The sequence below is a fragment of the Tianweitania aestuarii genome, assembly GCF_018457165.1.
In the GTDB taxonomy this organism is placed as follows: domain Bacteria; phylum Pseudomonadota; class Alphaproteobacteria; order Rhizobiales; family Rhizobiaceae; genus Tianweitania; species Tianweitania aestuarii.
Window position 1 is genome coordinate 569909 of sequence record NZ_JAFMNX010000002.1, and the last position, 16840, is coordinate 586748.

Below are 16840 nucleotides of genomic sequence, written 5' to 3' on the forward strand. Positions count from 1 at the left end.
ATGAGCGATCTCGGCTTCGAAACCGTCGATCCGCGCTTCGATAGCTATGTCCTCGCAAACGCGCCGATCGAGAAACTCGCCGAAGGCTTCCGCTGGATCGAGGGACTGGTCTGGATGGGAGATTGGAACACGCTCCTGTTCCAGGATCTGCCCCGCGACAGGACGATGGCCTGGAGCGAGACCACCGGCGTGTCCGTGTGGCGCTTTCCTTCCGGACTGGCCAACGGCCAGGCACGCGATACAAACGGCCGCGTCGTGTTCTGCTCCAATCGCGAGCGGGGCGTGTGCCGCGTCGAGCATGACGGCAGCATCTCGGTGCTGGCCAGCCATTACGATGGGCGTCGTTTGAATGCGCCAAACGATGTCGTGGTCAAAAGCGACGGATCGATCTGGTTCACCGATCCCGTTTACGGCATTTCCAACGACTACGAAGGAACGCGGCAGGCAAGCGAGATCACGCCGGCCGTCTACCGGATCGATCCCGGCGGCGCGCTCCACTTGGTATCCGATGCCTTTGACGGCCCGAATGGCCTCGCTTTTTCCCCAAACGAGCGACATCTCTATGTCGCGGCAACCGGCGATCAAACGAAGCCGGACCCCGTTCAGGTGCTGCGCGTATTCGAGGTCGGTGAAGACGGCCACTCGCTTGAAGGCATGCGTGATTTCGCCAAGGTCTCGCCCGGCTACACGGACGGCATGGCGATCGACGAGGATGGCAATATCTGGTCCAGCGCGGGCGACGGTGTTCACTGCCTGTCGCCCGAAGGCGAACTCCTCGGCCGGATAAAACTGCCCTTCCGGGTCTCAAACCTGTGCTTCGGCGGCTCGCCACACTTCAATCGCCTGTTCATCGGCGCAAGCCACACGCTTTATTCCGTGTTCCTCAACCGCCGCGGGGCACGTTGGCCATGACACCAAATACGGCTGCGACGCGCATCGCAGCCATTGCGCTTGGTTGCGCCGATCCCCTCGCCACGATACGGCTCTATGTCCAGACATTCGACTGCCAGGACACGGACACCTCGAATGAATGTCGGCTCGGTGAACTACGCCTAGTGTTCGATCAGGCAACGGCTCCAGGCCTGAACGCTCCCCCGTCGAACTCTACCGCGTTCCAGCATTGCGCGATCATCGTTTCCGACATGCGCGCGGCAATGGCACGCCTGGAGGCCGCGCCCGGCTGGACGCCAATCTCCCGCAATGGTCCCGAGCACCTGCCGGCCGCATCGGGCGGAGCAACGGCGTTCAAGTTTCGCGATCCGGACGGCCATCCACTGGAACTGCTTCAGTTTCCCGCCGACAACATCCCCGAGCCCTGGAAGCGTCCGTCTGCCGGCCCCTTCCTCGGCATCGATCATTCCGCAATCACCGTGTCCGACACGGACGAAGCCATCGCGTTCTGGCAGGAACTCGGCTTTCAGGTCACGGACAGGCATTGGAACCGCGGACCCGAGCAGGCGCGAATGGATGGTTTGAACACGCCGGACGCTGTGGTCGAGGTCACGACACTGATGCCCGCCGGAGGCGCACCACCCCATCTCGAGCTTCTCTGCTACCAGACGCCCCGCCCCTTGCTTGAAACAAGCCCGAACGGCTCACCCTTCGCCACAACCCTGCATCTCGGGGATGCACCGGCACGGAACGGGCCACCCACCGACCCCAACGGCCACCGCTTCCGCCTCCTGCAAGCCTGAGGCCGGCAGCGCCGCTTCCGATCGCGAAGGCGAAAACCTCCGCCCTCTCACATCTCGACAACCAGCCGGATCACCTCGCCCTTGTGCAAGCGGTCGAAGCCTTCGTTGATCTCGTCGAGGCGGATTGAGCCGCTGAGCAGTTTGTTCACCGGCAGACGACCAGCCTTGTAGAGGGCTATGAAGCGGGGGATGTCGCGAACCGGCACGCAGGTGCCGATGTAGCTGCCCTTGACCGTGCGTTCTTCTGCCACGAGGCTCACGATGTTGAGCGGCATTGCCGCTGTCGGTGCGGGCAGTCCGGCCGTCACTGTGGTGCCGCCCCGCCGCGTCATCTTGTAAGCACTTTCCAGGGCTTTTTCCGAACCCGCGAATTCAAAGGCGAAGTCGGCACCGCCATGGGTGAGCCGACGGACCTTTTCGACCGCATCCTCATCGCGGGCATTCACCGTTGCAGTCGCGCCAAGCTCGCGGGCGATCTCCAGCTTTTCATCCGACAGATCGACGGCGATTACCTGCGCGGCGCCGGCCGCAATCGCACCCAGCAGCGCCGCGAGCCCAACGCCACCGAGGCCGATGATCACCGTTGTCTGACCCGCCTGAACCTTGGCCGTGTTCACCACGGCGCCCACGCCGGTCAGAACAGCGCAGCCGAACAAGGCCGCTTCGTTGAACGGCACATCCTTGTCCACCCTGACGATCGAGCGCCGGGAGACAACGGCGTGGTCGGCAAAGGCCGAGCAACCGATATGGTGATGCACCGGTTCGCCATGAGATTTCAGGCGGATGCTGCCGGTCAGCAACGTGCCCTTCCCGTTTGCCGCCGCCCCCGGTTCACACAGCGCCGGCCTGCCTTCCGAACAGGGCAGGCAATGGCCGCAACTCGGCACGAAGGCGAGCACGACATGATCTCCTATATTGAGATCGTCGACGCCGTCGCCGAGTTCCACCACTTCTCCGGCGGCTTCGTGCCCGATCGCCATGGGCAGGGGACGCGGTCTGCTGCCATTGATGACCGAAAGATCGGAGTGGCAAAGCCCGGCTGCGCGGATCCGTACCAGAACCTCTCCCCGTCCGGGACGCTCCAGATCAAGCTCGGCGATCTCCAGCGGCTTGCTTTCAGCATAGGGCATGCTCGCGCCCGTTTGGCGAAGCGTTGCGGCTTGGATTTTCATGTCTCGCTTCCTCCAATCGAACCGACAGCCGGCGGCTCTAGCATTCCGAACACCGCACGCGAAAACTGGCGCCTGCCGTTTGAATGTGAGCCGCATGCGGCGCCAGGAAGTGCCCGGTCATCAGCATCGTGTCGGTATCGGCGATATCGCCCAGCAAGGCGGCACGTGTCCGCGCCGACTGGGCAGGATCCGCGCAGCCCATGCAGCTCAGTTGCGGATACGTCAGCTGGATGGGGTGATGAATGATGTCCCCGGAAAACACGCATTCATGGCCGTTGGAATGCAGCCAGATGGCGACATGCCCGGGCGTGTGGCCGGGTGCCGGCTTGAAGGTCAGGCATCCGTCCAGTTCATAGCCGTCGTCGACGAGCACGACCTGTCCCGTCTCAACCACAGGCAGGACACTGTCGCTATAGGCTGCGAGATGATGACTGCCGGGATCGGAGCCGTATTTCTCCGCCCAGTAATCATATTCCTTGCGCCCGAAGATGTACTTTGCGTTTGGAAAGGTCGGTACCCAGCGCCCGTCGATGAGCCGCGTATTCCAGCCGACATGATCGGCATGAAGATGGGTGCAGCAGACATAATCGATCGCTTCGGGCTCAACGCCCGCGGCACGCAGGCGATCAAGGAAGGGAGTGTCGAGATCCGACCATTGCTTTCGAGCATGCCGTTTCTTGTCATTGCCGACACAGGTATCGACCAGGATCTTGTGCCGGCCGGTATCGATCAACCAGGCATGAATGCTGAGTTTGATCTGGTCGGTTTCGGGATCGTGCAACTGCGGCGTGAGCCAGGATCGCTCCCTTGCCAGCATCTCGTCGGTTGCGAGCGGAAAGAAGGACTTCATCCGGAAGGACGTGTCTTCCATCTCCCATATGGCTGAAACTGTGACATCTCCGATGGCAAATCGGGTCATGACACCCTCCAATTCCCCAGTGTCATTCAAGCGGATGCAGCGATGGCCTGCTGCCGCACAGGCGGCCAGCCCGTGTCGCGTGACGTCGCAAGCTTGTTCAGAAGCTGCTTCAACACCCAGACTTCGTTCTCGTCGAGAAGAGCCAGGCACTCGGCCTCCGCCGCCTTGAGCATGGCGACGATCTCGATCATCGCCTTGCCGCCCTCGCCCGTCAGATGCGCGCGTGGCGGCGTCGCTGCTTCGACCTTGATCAGGCCGATGGCTTCGAGCTTGCTGATCGTCTCGTCGGTGATCTCGTCGCCGCGCGACCGGCCGATTGCGCGGATCTCCTCCAGCGTGCGTCCGTCTTCATGACCAAGCAGCGTCAGAACGGCATAGTCTGCGCCGCTCCACCCCCGCCGGCGCCGTTCCGCCAGAGCCTCACTGCGGATTTGGTAGAAAACGCGCGAGATCTGATAGATGAAGTCGTCGGGCGAAAGGCTGCTGTCTTTCTTCTCGAAGGACGTGCTCTCGCCCGCCTGGCGGATGAGCCGGCCATATTGGCCGCCATGAAACACCAGGGGTGGTGTGCTGGAATGCTCGAAACCGGTCACCTCCCCGACGAAGATGATGTGGTCTCCGCCTTCATACTGATAGGTGGTCCGGCATTCGAAACGAGCTGCGCAGTTCTTCAAAAGCGGGATCTGGTCCTCTCCGCGCTCGACCGTCAGGTCCTCGAACTTGTCTTCCTTCTTGCTGGCAAACAGACCGGATATGTCGCTCTGATCCGCAGACAGGATATGCACGGCGAAGTGCTTTGCCTGCCGATAATCGGCGAAGCTCGATGAGGTCTTGGCGAGGCTCCAGAGGATCATCGGTGGCTCGAGCGAGACCGAACTGAAGCTGTTGGCGGTCCGCCCGATATCCTTTCCATCGGCAGAGCGGGTGGTGACAACAGTTACACCCGTGGCGAAAGACCCGAGCGCGTTGCGCAGAATACGTTGGTCCTGGGACATGGCGTCTGGTTCCCTGTCTTAATGGTACTGATGCGCGGGGCGTGGTGCGTAGGCCGTTCCAACCGCCGCCCCGTCTTGTTCCTCTTCGAGATCGGCACCGGCCGCTTCGCGAAGTGGAATGATCGTCAGCACCGAAAGGCAGGCCGCGGCCATGATATAGCAGGCAAGCGGGATCCAGCTTCCCGACCAGGCCCAGAGTGCCGCCGCGATCATCGGGGTCGGTCCGCTCCACAGCACGGTGGCGAACTGGTATGCGACGGACACGCCGCTATAGCGCACCGAAGCGGCATACTGCTCGGCAACGAGACTGGTCTGCGTCGATTGCGTCGTCGCCTGCCCAAGCACGATGGACAGCGTCATCGCCACCGTGACCCAGAAGACGCTTGCCGTATCGAGGAACAGGAAGAACGGCACGATGAACAGGCCGTTGAAGATCATTCCGCCCATGAACACCCGCTTGCGCCCGATGCGGTCGGACAAGGCGGCAAAGATCGGCTGAGCCACGAAGCAGCACACAGCGGCGATCATCAGGGAATTGAGTGCGTCACTGCGTTCGATGCCAACCACCGTGGTCAGATAAACCAGCGAATAAACGGCAACCACATAGAAGCTGGTGTTCTCCGCCGCTTGGGCCGCAACAAGCAGCGCGGTCTTCTTGCCGTGCTTGCCGAGAACTTCGGCGATCGGCAGGCGCTCCTGCTCACCCTCGGACTTCATTTTCCGGAAGCTCGGCGATTCAGCCAGACGGCGACGCAGATAAATGCCGAATACGAGCAGCACGCCGCTGAACAGGAACGGAATGCGCCATCCCCAGGCCATGAACTGTTCGGGCGTGGTCAGTCCACCGACGAGCGCCATCATGCCGGATGAAAGAAGAAGCGCTGCGGGAATGCCCATCTGCGGCCAGCTGCCGAAGAAGCCGCGCGTCTTGTTGGGCGCATGCTCGACCACCATCAGGGTCGCACCGCCCCATTCGCCGCCAACGGCAAAGCCCTGCAGGAAGCGAAGCAGGGTGAGCAGGATCGGTGCGCCGATGCCGAGCACGGCATAGGTGGGAATGAGGCCGATCAGGAACGTGATGCCGCCCATCATCGTCAGGGAGAGCACCAGCATGGCCTTGCGACCGATGCGGTCGCCGAAATGGCCGAACACGATGCCGCCCAGCGGGCGAGCGATGAACCCGACGGCAAAGGTCGCGAAGGCCGCGATCATGCCGGTCACAGGGTCAAAAGCCGGAAAGAACAGCTTGTTGAAGACGAGTGCCGTGGCGGTACCGAAGATAAAGAAGTCGTACCATTCCAGGGTCGAACCGATGAAGCTCGCCAGCGCGATCTTACGGATGTCTGATGTTTCTGTGGCCATGAGCTCCTCCTCTAGCCGGTTCGTGGCGCACACGTGTCCCGCCGATACCTCCATCGGCAGGACACGTGCGTCATTGTTTGGTCAGGTCTCGAGCGGGATATCGACATCCAGCAGAGGCGCATGCTGCTGCGCCCCATACACGTCGGTGTCGCCTATATCGCCGGCCGGAATGGCGCGAGGAAACGTCGCCTTGAAGGCCGCAGCCGTATCGTAAGGCGTGAAGAGCACATCTTCTTCCTTCACGCCGTAGAGCTTCGAAAACAGCGCGGCGTTGAGAGCGCCGGTCGCTTTGACCCGTCGATAAAGGTCGTGATCCTCGAACAGCACGTCGATCGTCACGTTGAACGGGCCGGCATTCTTGCTCTTGCAGATCTGAGCGATGTCTCTGATGAGCGCCATGATCAAACCTTCTCGTATTCGATGGGGAAGAGCGCGCAAGGGTCGCTGACTTCAACCGTATGGAAGATGCTGAAGCGGTACATCGGACCCATGTCGATGTCGGATGGGCTGAACGGAAAGGCCATGTTGCCTTCCTTGCATAGCCGTCCGGGGAAGTCCGCATGCAGCATCGAGGTACGCGCCATGGCGATCACGGCATTGGTCACGTCCGCCGTCTTGCCGACCACCTCGATCACGAAACCGAGTTCGTGGCTGGTGATCTGCTTCACCGGTTCCCATCCGCCCATGACGCCGTCCTTGCCGTAGCAATGGATGATCATCTTGTAATCGTCGCGCGGCACGCCGAAGGATTCCGCCTTCACCGCCACCTTCTCGCGATGGGTAGCAAGATAATCGTCGATCTGGGAAATCAGGATCGGGTCGCGCGTGCCGCAGATGGCGATGGCGCGATAGCCCGCCATCTCGACGCCTTCGAGCTTTACCGTGTATTGGTCAGCCGGCGTCCAGGTCATGCCGTCGATCTTGACCGCGCGATCGCTGATCGCCTCGAAGCGGCAATTGGCCGTATCAAGAAGCCCGCCCGGCTCGACATGATGGATCGGGCTCGAGTTTTCGTGCAGCGCGAAGTTCGCCACCGCAAGTGGCGTCGAACGGCGGATCGGGTTCGGCGGCTCGCACACGACATGATCGTCGCGGACGCGCAGGAAGATGCAGTCCGGCTCCTTCGGCACGGTCGGTTCGGCGCCGCATTCGAGCATCTTGCCCGCATACCATGAAGGCGCCGGCGCCATGCCGGCCCGGATGGCAGGTGCGGCCCATTGCGCGGGATCGCTGCTGCGGCCGGCGAGAATGACCTGCGCACCCTCGTCGAGCGCCTTGGCAAACGGCTCGGGCCCCATCATGCCGACGACGCGCGTGGCATTGTCGATCATGCCGCGATCGAGCGGCTTCATCTTGGCCAGCGGCCTGGTGATGCCGCTTTCCGCCCATTTGGTAAGGTCGCTCTTGTTCTGCTCCGAATGGATGAGGGCCATCTTGAAGGACAGCCCCTCTTCCCGCGCGATTTCCCGCACGAGCGCAGCTGTATCCTGCAGATGCGGCTCGCCGCCTGCCCCACCTGATGTGCCGATGATGCAGGGGATGCCGGCAGCGATGCTTGCCTGCAACATCAGCCGCAGGTCGCGCTTGACCGAAAGGCGCGAGCAGAACGACTTGCCGGCGCCGAGATAATAAGGCCCCGGATCGGTGCTGCCGCCATCGCAACCAATGACATGCGGTTCCCAGGACATTCCGATCTTGAGCGATTCCTCGGCATAGCCATAGCCGAGGATGCCGCTCGTGGAGAGCATTCTGAACTCTTTCATCACTCTTCTCCGACTGCTGGCCTATTCGGCCGCTTGGCGCTGGGCAGGATGGGTCGGCATCGAGATGCCGAGGTTCTCACGCAGCGTCGAGCCGGCGTAATCCTTCTGGTAAACGCCACGGCGCTGTAGTTCCGGCACCACGTAGCGAACGAAATCCTCGTAAGCACCCGGCGTGTGGGTCGCGGCAAGCACGAAGCCGTCACAGGCCTTGGAGGTGAACCATTCTTCCATCTGGTCGGCGACCGCCGTCGGCGTTCCGCAGAAGATCGGAAACTCACCGATGGTGCCGCGCCCCGAATAATGCACGAAGTCGCGCACGGTCGGATTGGGCTTGCCGCTCAAGGCGATCACGCGTTCCTTGAAGCCGGACCAGGACAGCTTCTGCAATTCCTCGTCGGTGAACTCGCTGTCCATCGGCTTGCTGGCGAAGTCGAAATTGAGCGCTTCCGACAGCAGCACGACGGCGTCGATCGGTTTGGCGAGCGCGCGGATATATTCGCGTTTTTCCTCGGCGATTGCCTGGCTTTCGCCGACGCAGACATAGCAGGCCGGGCAGATCGCCACCTCGTCCGGATCACGTCCGGCATCGGCGACTTCCTGCTTCACGGCGACATACTGCTTCTGCCCGGCTTCGAGTGTCGGGTAGACAACGAAGATCAGATCGCCCCATTTGCCTGCGAACTGGCGGCCGCGACCGCTCTGGCCGGCCTGGATGAGCACCGGACGGCCCTGTGGAGACGGCGGAACCGGTAGTGGTCCCTTCGAGCTGAAATACTTGCCCTTGTGATCGAGCCTGTGGACCTTCTTGGGATCGGCGAACTTGCCGCTTTCCTTGTCCACGATCAGCGCATCGGGCTCCCAGCTGTTCCACAGCCCGGTCACGACTTCCATGAACTCGTCGGCCCGCTCGTAGCGCAGGTCGTGAGCGAGATGCTCCGTCCTGCCAAAGTTGGCGGCTTCCGAATTGTTGAGCGATGTCACCACGTTCCACGCAGCGCGGCCCTTGGTCATCAGGTCGAGCGTGCCGAACAGGCGCGCGACGTGGAAAGGCTCGTAATAGGTGGTCGAATAGGTGATGCCGAGGCCGATATGGCTCGTCGCCATGCCGATCGCGGTGATGATCGACACCGGATCCATCTTGACGACGCGCACGCCGTTCTCGACCGCTTCCTCATGGTCGTCGCCATAGATGTCAGGCATCGCCAGACGGTCATCGAAGAATGCGAGGTGGAACTTGCCCTCCTCCAGGATCCGTCCGATCCGCTGGAAGTATTCGGCTGAAAGAAAATCGGTCGCGCCGGCTGGATGCCGCCAGGAGCCCGGTGCAATCGAGCAGTTCTGCGCCTGCAGGAAGCCCACCATTTTCATCTGGCGTGTTGAAGTAGACATCGTTCCTCCCGTGTCATCGCCAATCGCAAATGCGTGCGCAAACGTTTGCGCAGACTGATCCAAACTGTTTGCGACTTTCCTGTCAAGTCACCGTCAGGTTTTTCTCGCGACCTCTGAGTGAGCATCTGCCCGTTCACCGATGATGCGGAACGACGCGACAGGCCTCAGCCGTTTTGTTACGAAGCGTCATGAGTGAGATTTCGCCCCCGCCGTCACCACGCAGAGCAACGGTTGTCACCTTGTCGGAACTGGCCGGCGTGGCGCCATCCACGGTAACGCGCGCATTGAAAGGCGACACGCGGATCTCGAAGAAGATGCGCGACCGGATTCTTGGCCTCGCCAAGGAACACGGCTACATGCCGAATGCGCTGGCGCGCACACTGTCTTCGGGCAAGAGCGGGCTGTATGGCCTTGTGCTGGGCTCAGCCGAGAATCCCTTCTACATGGAGCTCCTGCACGAGGCGACGCGCCAGGCCGAAAAGCTCGGCTTCCGCCTGTTGATCATCCATGCAGGCGGCGGGCCGATCGAGGACATCACGGCCCAATCGCTTATTCAGTACCAGGTCGACGGCTGCATCATCTCCTCGGCGATCCTGTCGTCGCGGGCCGCAGAAATCTGCGCCCAGAACAACGTGCCTCTGGTGATGGTGAACCGCGTTGCCCTCGCCCATGGCTGCTTCGTCACCTGTGACAACCGCGCCGGCGGAGCCGAGATCGCCAGGCTGATGATCGCGCGCAACCGGCGTCGGTTCGGCCTGATCTACACCGCATCCAGCAGCTCGACCTCGCGTGAACGCGAGGAAGGCTTCGTTTCCGAACTGGAACAGGCGGGTCTCGAACTGACCATCCGCATAGATGGCCATTCCAACTATGACGGCGGCTTTGCTGCAGGCCAGCAGATCGCCAACTTGCCCCTGCCCGAACGACCCGACGCCATTTTCGCGCTGAGCGACATCATGGCGATGGGCGTGCTCGATGGCCTGCGCCTCGCCTCGATCAACGTCCCCGAAGACATCGCCGTCGCCGGGTTCGACGGTCTGGCAAGCTCGGCGCGCCCCATCTACAACCTGACCACCATCCAGCAGCCGCTGCCCCTGATGATCCAGCGTGCCTTCGAACTCCTCAAGGCCCGCACCCTCGATCCCAGCCTGCCGGACGAACTCATCGCCATGCGCGGCAAGCTCATTGTTCGAAGCTCCACCGGGCAGGCCTGAAAAAGGAGCGCAATCAGCGCCCCTTCATCAGGTTCTTTCCGCTACTTCGCAGCAGAAGGGATATAGGTCACGATCTCCGGAATGAAGTAGATCGCGAGCACCGCGGCGAGCATGATGAGCACATAAGGCAGCGCCCCATGCATGACCTCCTTCAGGCTTGATCGCGCGACGGATTGGATCACGAAGAGGTTCATCCCCACAGGCGGCGTAATCAGCGCGATCTCGATCATCAGCACGAAATAGATGCCGAACCAGACCGGATTGATGCCATGCACGCCGAGCGACGGCAGCAGCACCGGCAGCACGATCAGGATCATCGCGATGCCTTCCAGGAACAGGCCGAGCAGCAACAGCACTGCCGTTACCGTGATCATGAAAAGGCCGGCAGACTCGATGTTCGACGCAATCCATTCCGACATCTCATAGGGAATGCGGTAGAGCATGATCGCCTTGCCGAAGACATTGGCGCCGGCAATGATGAGCAGGAGATTGGCGGTCGTCAGCCCCGCTCCGAAAACGGCCTCTCGGAACTCCTTGAACGAAACGCCGCGCCGCAGGCCGAACACGTAGATCAGCGTCATCACGAGACCGACCGCAGCCGATTCCGTCGGCGTAAAGACGCCGGCATAGATGCCGATGATCATGGTGAGCGCGATCACGATCGTCGGTAACGCCCGCAGACTGGCAGCCATGCGCCCACCCTGCCCGGCAGCACCGGCCTCGTTGGCGGGAGCAGCGCCCATGAACGACTTGATGACGCAGTAAAGCAGGAAGGCTGCGATCAGCAGCAGACCCGGACCGACGCCGGCCAGGAACATCTCAGCCGTGGATTCCTCGGCCACGGCCGAATAGATGATCAACGGGATCGACGGCGGAATGAGAATGCCGAGCGTGGCCCCGGCGGCAAGCGTGCCCATGACGAAGCGGCGATCATAGCCGCGGCTGGTCATTTCAGGGATGGCAACCGTGCCGATCATTGCGGCTACGGCTACGGAAGATCCTGAGATGGCAGCGAAAATTCCGCATGAAATGATCGTCGCGATCGCAACGCCACCTCTCACTCCGCCGACCCATTTCTGCACGGCATCGAACAGATCTTTCGCCACACCCGCCTTCAAGAGAATGTTTGAGGTCAGCAGGAACACCGGCACGGCAAGAAGGATGAAGTTGTTGACCGAGCCCAGGAACTCCATCGACACGCTGGCCAACGGAACGCCCTTCATCAGGAGAAGGCCGATACCGGTTGTCGTCAGTGCGATGCCGACGGGAATGCCGGCGAACAGGAAAACGAACAATGCGATCAGAACGAGGACGCTTTCCATGTCAGATCTCCTCGTGGCTGAGTTCGGTCTTGCGACGCTGGCCGGTGGCGGCGAGTAGCAACAATTCGAGCGCAGCCTGGATGAAGAACAGGAAGAAGCCGAGCGCGACCGGAAGGTAGAAGATCCAGTAGGAAATGCGCATGACGCTCGCCGTGGCGCGGCCGACCGCGGCAGAATCGATCGCGGCCACCGTCGCTTCATAGGCAACAAGGGCGCAGGCAACCGCGATGATGGCAAAGCTGATCGCTTCCAGGATCACCTTGCCACGCTCGCCCGTTGCATTTGAAAGAAGCGTGATAGAGATCAGCTGCCGCCGGCTCATGCAGGCCGGAAACAGAAGAAACGTCGCCCACACCATGCCGAGCCGCGAGGTTTCTTCAACCCAGGCCGTCGGAGCGTTGAGGAAGTATCGAACCACCACCTCGTAGGCGACGATGATGCCGATACCCAGATAGATCCATGCGCTGTATTCGCCGATCCTGACGATCGTTGCCTCAATGGCACCGACCCATCTTTTTTCCTGCGGGGGCATGCTTTCGTTCCTCCCAGACATTCGCGCCTGACCCTTCCAGGCGCTTGCGCGAGTGCGCAGTTGGCCGTGGCGGTGACGGAAGCCACCGCGGTTGCTCTTGATGTGGTGATTGGCCGGTTTTGCCTGCCGCTACCCGGCAGCTCGGCGCAGGTGAACCGCTTACTGCAGCTTCTGCGCTTCCTCGAACACGGAGCGCGCTAGCGCATTGCCGTTTTGGTAGAAGTCCTCCGCAACCGGTGCGGTCTTGGCCTTCCAGGCTGCGACCTCTTCCGGCGAGAGGTCTACGATCTGCATCTTTGCCGAAAGAACATCGCGCGTTTGCTTGGTGGCATCGAAGATCCTGTCCATCAGCACCAATTCAAGCTTGGCGGCCTCCTCGCTGAAGATCGTCCGAAGCTCGGTCGGCATGTCATCCAGCGTCTTCTGGCTCATCAGCGCGAAATGGGTCTCATACATGTGGTCAGTCGCGATCACATATTTGGACACTTCGAACAAACGACGCTCGGCGACCGAGGGCCATCCCGTCAGACCGCCATCGACGATGCCGCGCTGAAGCGCCAGGAACTGTTCGCCGCCGCTGGTCACGACAGGCGATGCTCCAACGGCTTCCACGAACTGGCTGACCGTCGAGCCAAACGTGCGGATCTTCAGCCCGATCATGTCGTCGGGCGTATGAACCTCCCGGTCGCGCGTGATCATCGTGATGAAGCCGTAAGGGATCCAGAACAGGGCGCGTGAACCGGTTTCGTTGATCCGGTTGTCGAGCATGGTCCGGATCGGCGCACCGGGAAGAACGGCCCGGTCGAGCTTTTCGCGTGTGTCGAAAAAGAAGGGCACGGCAAAGACGTTCAGCGCCGGAACCGTCCCAGCAAGAATAGAAGCCGATGCGATGCCGATATCGATCGTTCCGTTCGCGACGGCTTCATCCATGTGCTGGTCGCTGACCAGCGAGCCGGAATCGTAATATTCGAATGCGATCTCGCCATTCGTGCGCTTCGACACGTTATCGGCGAACTCTTTGATGACCTTGGTGAGATAGTGGTTGTGAGGAACGCTCGTTGCGACACGCAAGGTGCGTTCGGCTGCGAACGCCTGTCCTGAAACAACGAGGACGGCCGCGCAAAAAGCGGCCAGGGCTCTGAATTGCATATGCTCCTCCCGTTCGTTTTTTCGCGCTGATCAAACGAACCGGCCCTCCCGCCTTTTCGTCGCTCAGTATGCGCAAACGTGTGCATAGAACACGTCAATTCTGGTCGGCTCGTCAAGGTTCTTTTTGCGATCGGTGGAAAATAATCCGTGAGCCGTGACCGCTGGAAACGCGCCTCAGGCGCTGCCGCGGATCATCAGCTTGCCCGGAAGGATGCTGGTGGTCGTCTCGTCGACCGGCACTGTCGCGCCCGCCTCGATCAGGCCGACGACCTCGTTGATCATGCGCGTGATCGGCTGGCGGATCGTGGTCAGGCGATAGGACGTCCACCCCGCCATGGGTATGTCGTCGAAGCCGATGATGGACAGATCGTCAGGCGTGGATAAGCCCATTTCGCGTGCCGCATCGATGGCTGCCAGCGCCATGATGTCGTTGCAGCAAAACAGCGCGTCCGGGCGCTGCCTGCCGCTCAGCATCGCCTGCGCCGCCGTGTATCCGCCGCGATAGGTATAGCCACCCGACCTCTCGGCAAAGATCGCCTGCCCACCCTCCTGCAGCGTTTCGCGAAACCCTGCGATGCGATCGCGATGCGTGGAGGTATCGGCAATGCCGCCGATGAACCCGATGCGCCGCCGCTCACGCGCGATGAGAAAGGTTGCGGCGTCGCGTCCGCCGGCATGATTGTCACAGGCCACCGCATTGACGCGCACATCGCGCTGGATCCGGTTGAGCAGCACGACTCTGATCCCATGCTGCCGGCAAGCCTGCGCCATTCCGGAAGTCAGGCTGGCCGACGTGACAACCAGCGCATTGGGTCGCGCTGCCAGGATCTGTGGCGTCAGCTGGTCCATATCTGTTCCGGGCGGGATCGTATAAACCAGCAACTGGCGGCCGATCGCCTGCAACGCCTTGGCCAGCGTATCGAGAACCAGCGGATAAAACGGATTGGCGAGATCACCCGCCACCAGCGTCACGGTGCCTGCGGAAAGAACCTCCGCCGTACGCCGCGCCGGGCTGACATAGCCAAGTTGTGCCGCGACCCTGAGAATGCGCTGTTTCTTGCCAGGGTCGATCGAAGAACCAGGAGAGAAGGCGCGCGAAACGGCGGAGATCGAAACACCCGCCTCATGCGCCACCTGCTTGGCCGTCGGCTTCAAATCACGCTCCCGTGAAATTTTTGCAAGAACGGATGAAAACTTGCATTCACTTTCGCTAGCACATTACCCTCTCGCCAGGAAAGGGAGGGTTCATCCATGACAGTTCGATATCTCAAGCAAGGAAAAGCAGCCTCAGAGCGCGCAGAAGACGACGCTAAGGTTCGCTCCCTCGTTGAAATCACGCTCAAGGATATCGAAACGCGCGGCGACGCCGCGGTGCGAGAGCTGTCGGAGAAGTTCGACAATTTCTCGCCTCCGTCCTTCCGCCTGACTGAGTCGGAAATCGAGGCGGCGATGAGCAAGGTCTCTGCCCGCGACATGGAAGATATCAAGTTCGCCCAGGCGCAGATCCGTAAGTTCGCCGAAGCGCAGCGCGCGTCGATGACCGATATCGAGGTCGAAACCTTGCCGGGCGTCTTCCTCGGCCATCGCAATATCCCGGTCCAGTCGGTCGGCTGCTATGTGCCGGGCGGAAAGTTCCCGATGGTGGCATCGGCCCATATGTCGGTGCTGACGGCCTCCGTCGCCGGCGTACCGCGCATTGCGGCCGCAGCCCCGGCGCAGAAGGGCGTCCCGCATCCGGCCATCGTCGCGGCCATGCATCTCGGCGGCGCCCATGAAATCTATGTTCTCGGCGGCATCCAGGCGATCGGCGCGATGGCGCTCGGCACCGAAACGATCCAGCCGGTGGACATGCTCGTCGGCCCTGGCAATGCTTTCGTCGCCGAAGCCAAGCGCCAGCTCTATGGTCGCGTCGGCATCGATCTCTTTGCCGGTCCCACGGAAACGATGGTGATTGCCGACGAGACGGTGGACGCCGAAATGTGTGCGACCGACCTTCTGGGTCAGGCCGAACACGGCTACAATTCGCCCGCCGTCCTCGTCACCAATTCGGAAAAGCTCGCCAAGGCGACACTCGAGGAAATCGACCGCATCCTGAAGATCCTGCCCACAACGGAAACCGCCTCCATCTCCTGGCGCGACTATGGCGAGGTCATTCTCTGCGACACCTATGAGGACATGCTCGACGTCGCTAATGACATCGCCTCCGAGCACGTCCAGGTCATGACCGATCGCGACGACTGGTTCCTCGACAACATGCACTCCTATGGCGCGCTCTTCCTCGGGCCCCGCACCAATGTCGCCAATGGCGACAAGGTGATCGGCACCAATCACACCCTGCCGACGAAGAAGGCAGGCCGCTATACCGGCGGTCTATGGGTCGGTAAGTTCCTGAAGACCCACTCCTATCAGCGGGTAACGACCGACGCGGCCGCCGCCGAGATCGGTGCCTATTGCTCGCGCCTTTGCATGCTGGAAGGCTTTGTCGGTCACGCCGAACAGGCCAATCTCCGCGTGCGCCGCTATGGCGGCCAGAACGTGCCTTATGGCGTCGCAGCCGAATGAGCGCGTTGTTCGACCTGACGGGCAAGCGTGCGCTGGTCACCGGCGCCGGCCGTGGCATCGGCCGCGCGATCGCGCAAGGTCTGGCCGAAGCGGGTGCGGACGTCACACTCTGCGCCCGCTCCCAGACCGAGATCGAAGCCGCCTGCAGTCAAATCGCAGCGAAAGGGCTGAAGGCCGTTCCAATGGTCGCCGATGTCACGGACATCGCTGGCTTCCGCACGCAGATCGAACGGCAAGCGCCCTTCGATATCTTCGTCAACAATGCCGGCACCAATCGCCCGAAGCCGCTCTGCGAAGTGACCGAAGCCGATTACGACGCCGTCTTCGATCTCAACGTCAAGGCAGCGATCTTCGCCGCGCAGGCGGTTTCGTCCATGATGCTCGCAAACGGCATCAAAGGCTCGATCATCAACATGTCCTCGCAGATGGGCCATGTGGGCGCTGCCAACCGGACGCTTTATTGCGGCTCCAAATGGGCGCTGGAAGGCTTCACCAAAGCGCTTGCCGTGGAACTCGGCTCGCACGGCATCCGCGTCAACACGATTTGTCCCACCTTCATCGGAACGCCAATGACGGCCCCTTTCCTCGAAAATGAAGAGTTCCGCCGTAAGACGCTGGAAAAGATCAAGCTCGGCCGCCTCGGCCAGCCATCCGACATCGTCGGCGCGGCGATCTTCCTGGCGTGCGAAGCATCTTCGCTGATGACCGGCTCCGCCCTCATGCTCGACGGCGGCTGGACGGCGGACTGATCCGCCGTCGCATCTCTG

At 61.5% G+C, this 16840-nt stretch carries 16 protein-coding genes; 5 read left to right on the top strand and 11 right to left on the bottom strand.

Annotation, left to right across the window (positions count from 1 at the left end; all coding sequences use genetic code 11):
* Positions 1-912 carry an SMP-30/gluconolactonase/LRE family protein gene (locus JYU29_RS10815; protein ID WP_213984801.1) on the top strand — a complete coding sequence of 304 codons (912 nt, stop codon included), beginning with the start codon at positions 1-3 and terminating at the stop codon, positions 910-912.
* Entirely contained in the window at positions 909-1694 is a 786-nt protein-coding gene (locus JYU29_RS10820; RefSeq protein ID WP_213984802.1) for a VOC family protein, read from the top strand. Before JYU29_RS10815 ends, JYU29_RS10820 begins: the two co-directional genes overlap by 4 nt.
* A 47-nt stretch (positions 1695-1741) precedes the next feature.
* Here the strand turns inward: JYU29_RS10820 and JYU29_RS10825 are convergent, their stop codons facing one another.
* The 7 genes from JYU29_RS10825 to JYU29_RS10855 form a co-directional block, all read right to left on the bottom strand.
* Positions 1742-2866 (bottom strand): zinc-dependent alcohol dehydrogenase family protein, encoded by a 1125-nt coding sequence (locus tag JYU29_RS10825; protein WP_213984803.1) that lies wholly within the window; start codon positions 2864-2866, stop codon positions 1742-1744.
* Positions 2867-2903: 37 nt separating this feature from the next.
* A complete protein-coding gene (locus tag JYU29_RS10830; RefSeq protein WP_213984804.1) occupies positions 2904-3785 on the bottom strand; it encodes an MBL fold metallo-hydrolase in 882 nt (293 codons plus the stop codon).
* Between the two features lie 26 nt (positions 3786-3811).
* Positions 3812-4780 (bottom strand): flavin reductase, encoded by a 969-nt coding sequence (locus JYU29_RS10835; protein ID WP_213984805.1) that lies wholly within the window; start codon positions 4778-4780, stop codon positions 3812-3814.
* A gap of 18 nt (positions 4781-4798) precedes the next feature.
* Entirely contained in the window at positions 4799-6142 is a 1344-nt protein-coding gene (locus JYU29_RS10840) for an MFS transporter (RefSeq protein WP_213984806.1), read from the bottom strand.
* A gap of 81 nt (positions 6143-6223) precedes the next feature.
* Positions 6224-6541, bottom strand: coding sequence for a DUF4387 domain-containing protein (locus JYU29_RS10845; protein WP_250157341.1), 318 nt, complete (start codon positions 6539-6541; stop codon positions 6224-6226).
* 2 nt (positions 6542-6543) lie between these two features.
* Positions 6544-7905 carry an acyclic terpene utilization AtuA family protein gene (locus tag JYU29_RS10850; RefSeq protein WP_213984807.1) on the bottom strand — a complete coding sequence of 454 codons (1362 nt, stop codon included), beginning with the start codon at positions 7903-7905 and terminating at the stop codon, positions 6544-6546.
* Positions 7906-7926: 21 nt separating this feature from the next.
* Positions 7927-9294, bottom strand: a complete 1368-nt coding sequence (locus JYU29_RS10855) for an LLM class flavin-dependent oxidoreductase (protein WP_250157342.1) — start codon at positions 9292-9294, stop codon at positions 7927-7929.
* Between the two features lie 188 nt (positions 9295-9482).
* Here JYU29_RS10855 and JYU29_RS10860 point away from each other — a divergent pair, with 188 nt between their 5' ends.
* Complete coding sequence (locus tag JYU29_RS10860; RefSeq protein WP_213984808.1) at positions 9483-10508, top strand: LacI family DNA-binding transcriptional regulator; 1026 nt, start codon at positions 9483-9485, stop codon at positions 10506-10508.
* Positions 10509-10549: 41 nt separating this feature from the next.
* Here JYU29_RS10860 and JYU29_RS10865 read toward each other — a convergent pair whose 3' ends face one another.
* From JYU29_RS10865 to JYU29_RS10880, 4 genes are all read right to left on the bottom strand, one after another.
* Entirely contained in the window at positions 10550-11830 is a 1281-nt protein-coding gene (locus tag JYU29_RS10865; protein WP_213984809.1) for a TRAP transporter large permease, read from the bottom strand.
* 1 nt (position 11831) lies between these two features.
* A complete protein-coding gene (locus JYU29_RS10870) occupies positions 11832-12362 on the bottom strand; it encodes a TRAP transporter small permease (RefSeq protein ID WP_213984810.1) in 531 nt (176 codons plus the stop codon).
* A gap of 159 nt (positions 12363-12521) precedes the next feature.
* Positions 12522-13511 carry a TRAP transporter substrate-binding protein gene (locus JYU29_RS10875; RefSeq protein ID WP_213984811.1) on the bottom strand — a complete coding sequence of 330 codons (990 nt, stop codon included), beginning with the start codon at positions 13509-13511 and terminating at the stop codon, positions 12522-12524.
* Between the two features lie 174 nt (positions 13512-13685).
* Positions 13686-14666 (bottom strand): LacI family DNA-binding transcriptional regulator, encoded by a 981-nt coding sequence (locus JYU29_RS10880; protein WP_213984812.1) that lies wholly within the window; start codon positions 14664-14666, stop codon positions 13686-13688.
* A gap of 96 nt (positions 14667-14762) precedes the next feature.
* Here JYU29_RS10880 and hisD point away from each other — a divergent pair, with 96 nt between their 5' ends.
* Positions 14763-16073: a histidinol dehydrogenase gene (hisD, locus tag JYU29_RS10885; protein WP_213984813.1), complete on the top strand. Its 1311-nt coding sequence runs from the start codon at positions 14763-14765 to the stop codon at positions 16071-16073.
* Positions 16070-16822, top strand: a complete 753-nt coding sequence (locus tag JYU29_RS10890; protein WP_213984814.1) for an SDR family NAD(P)-dependent oxidoreductase — start codon at positions 16070-16072, stop codon at positions 16820-16822. Before hisD ends, JYU29_RS10890 begins: the two co-directional genes overlap by 4 nt.
* Positions 16823-16840 lie beyond the last annotated feature (18 nt).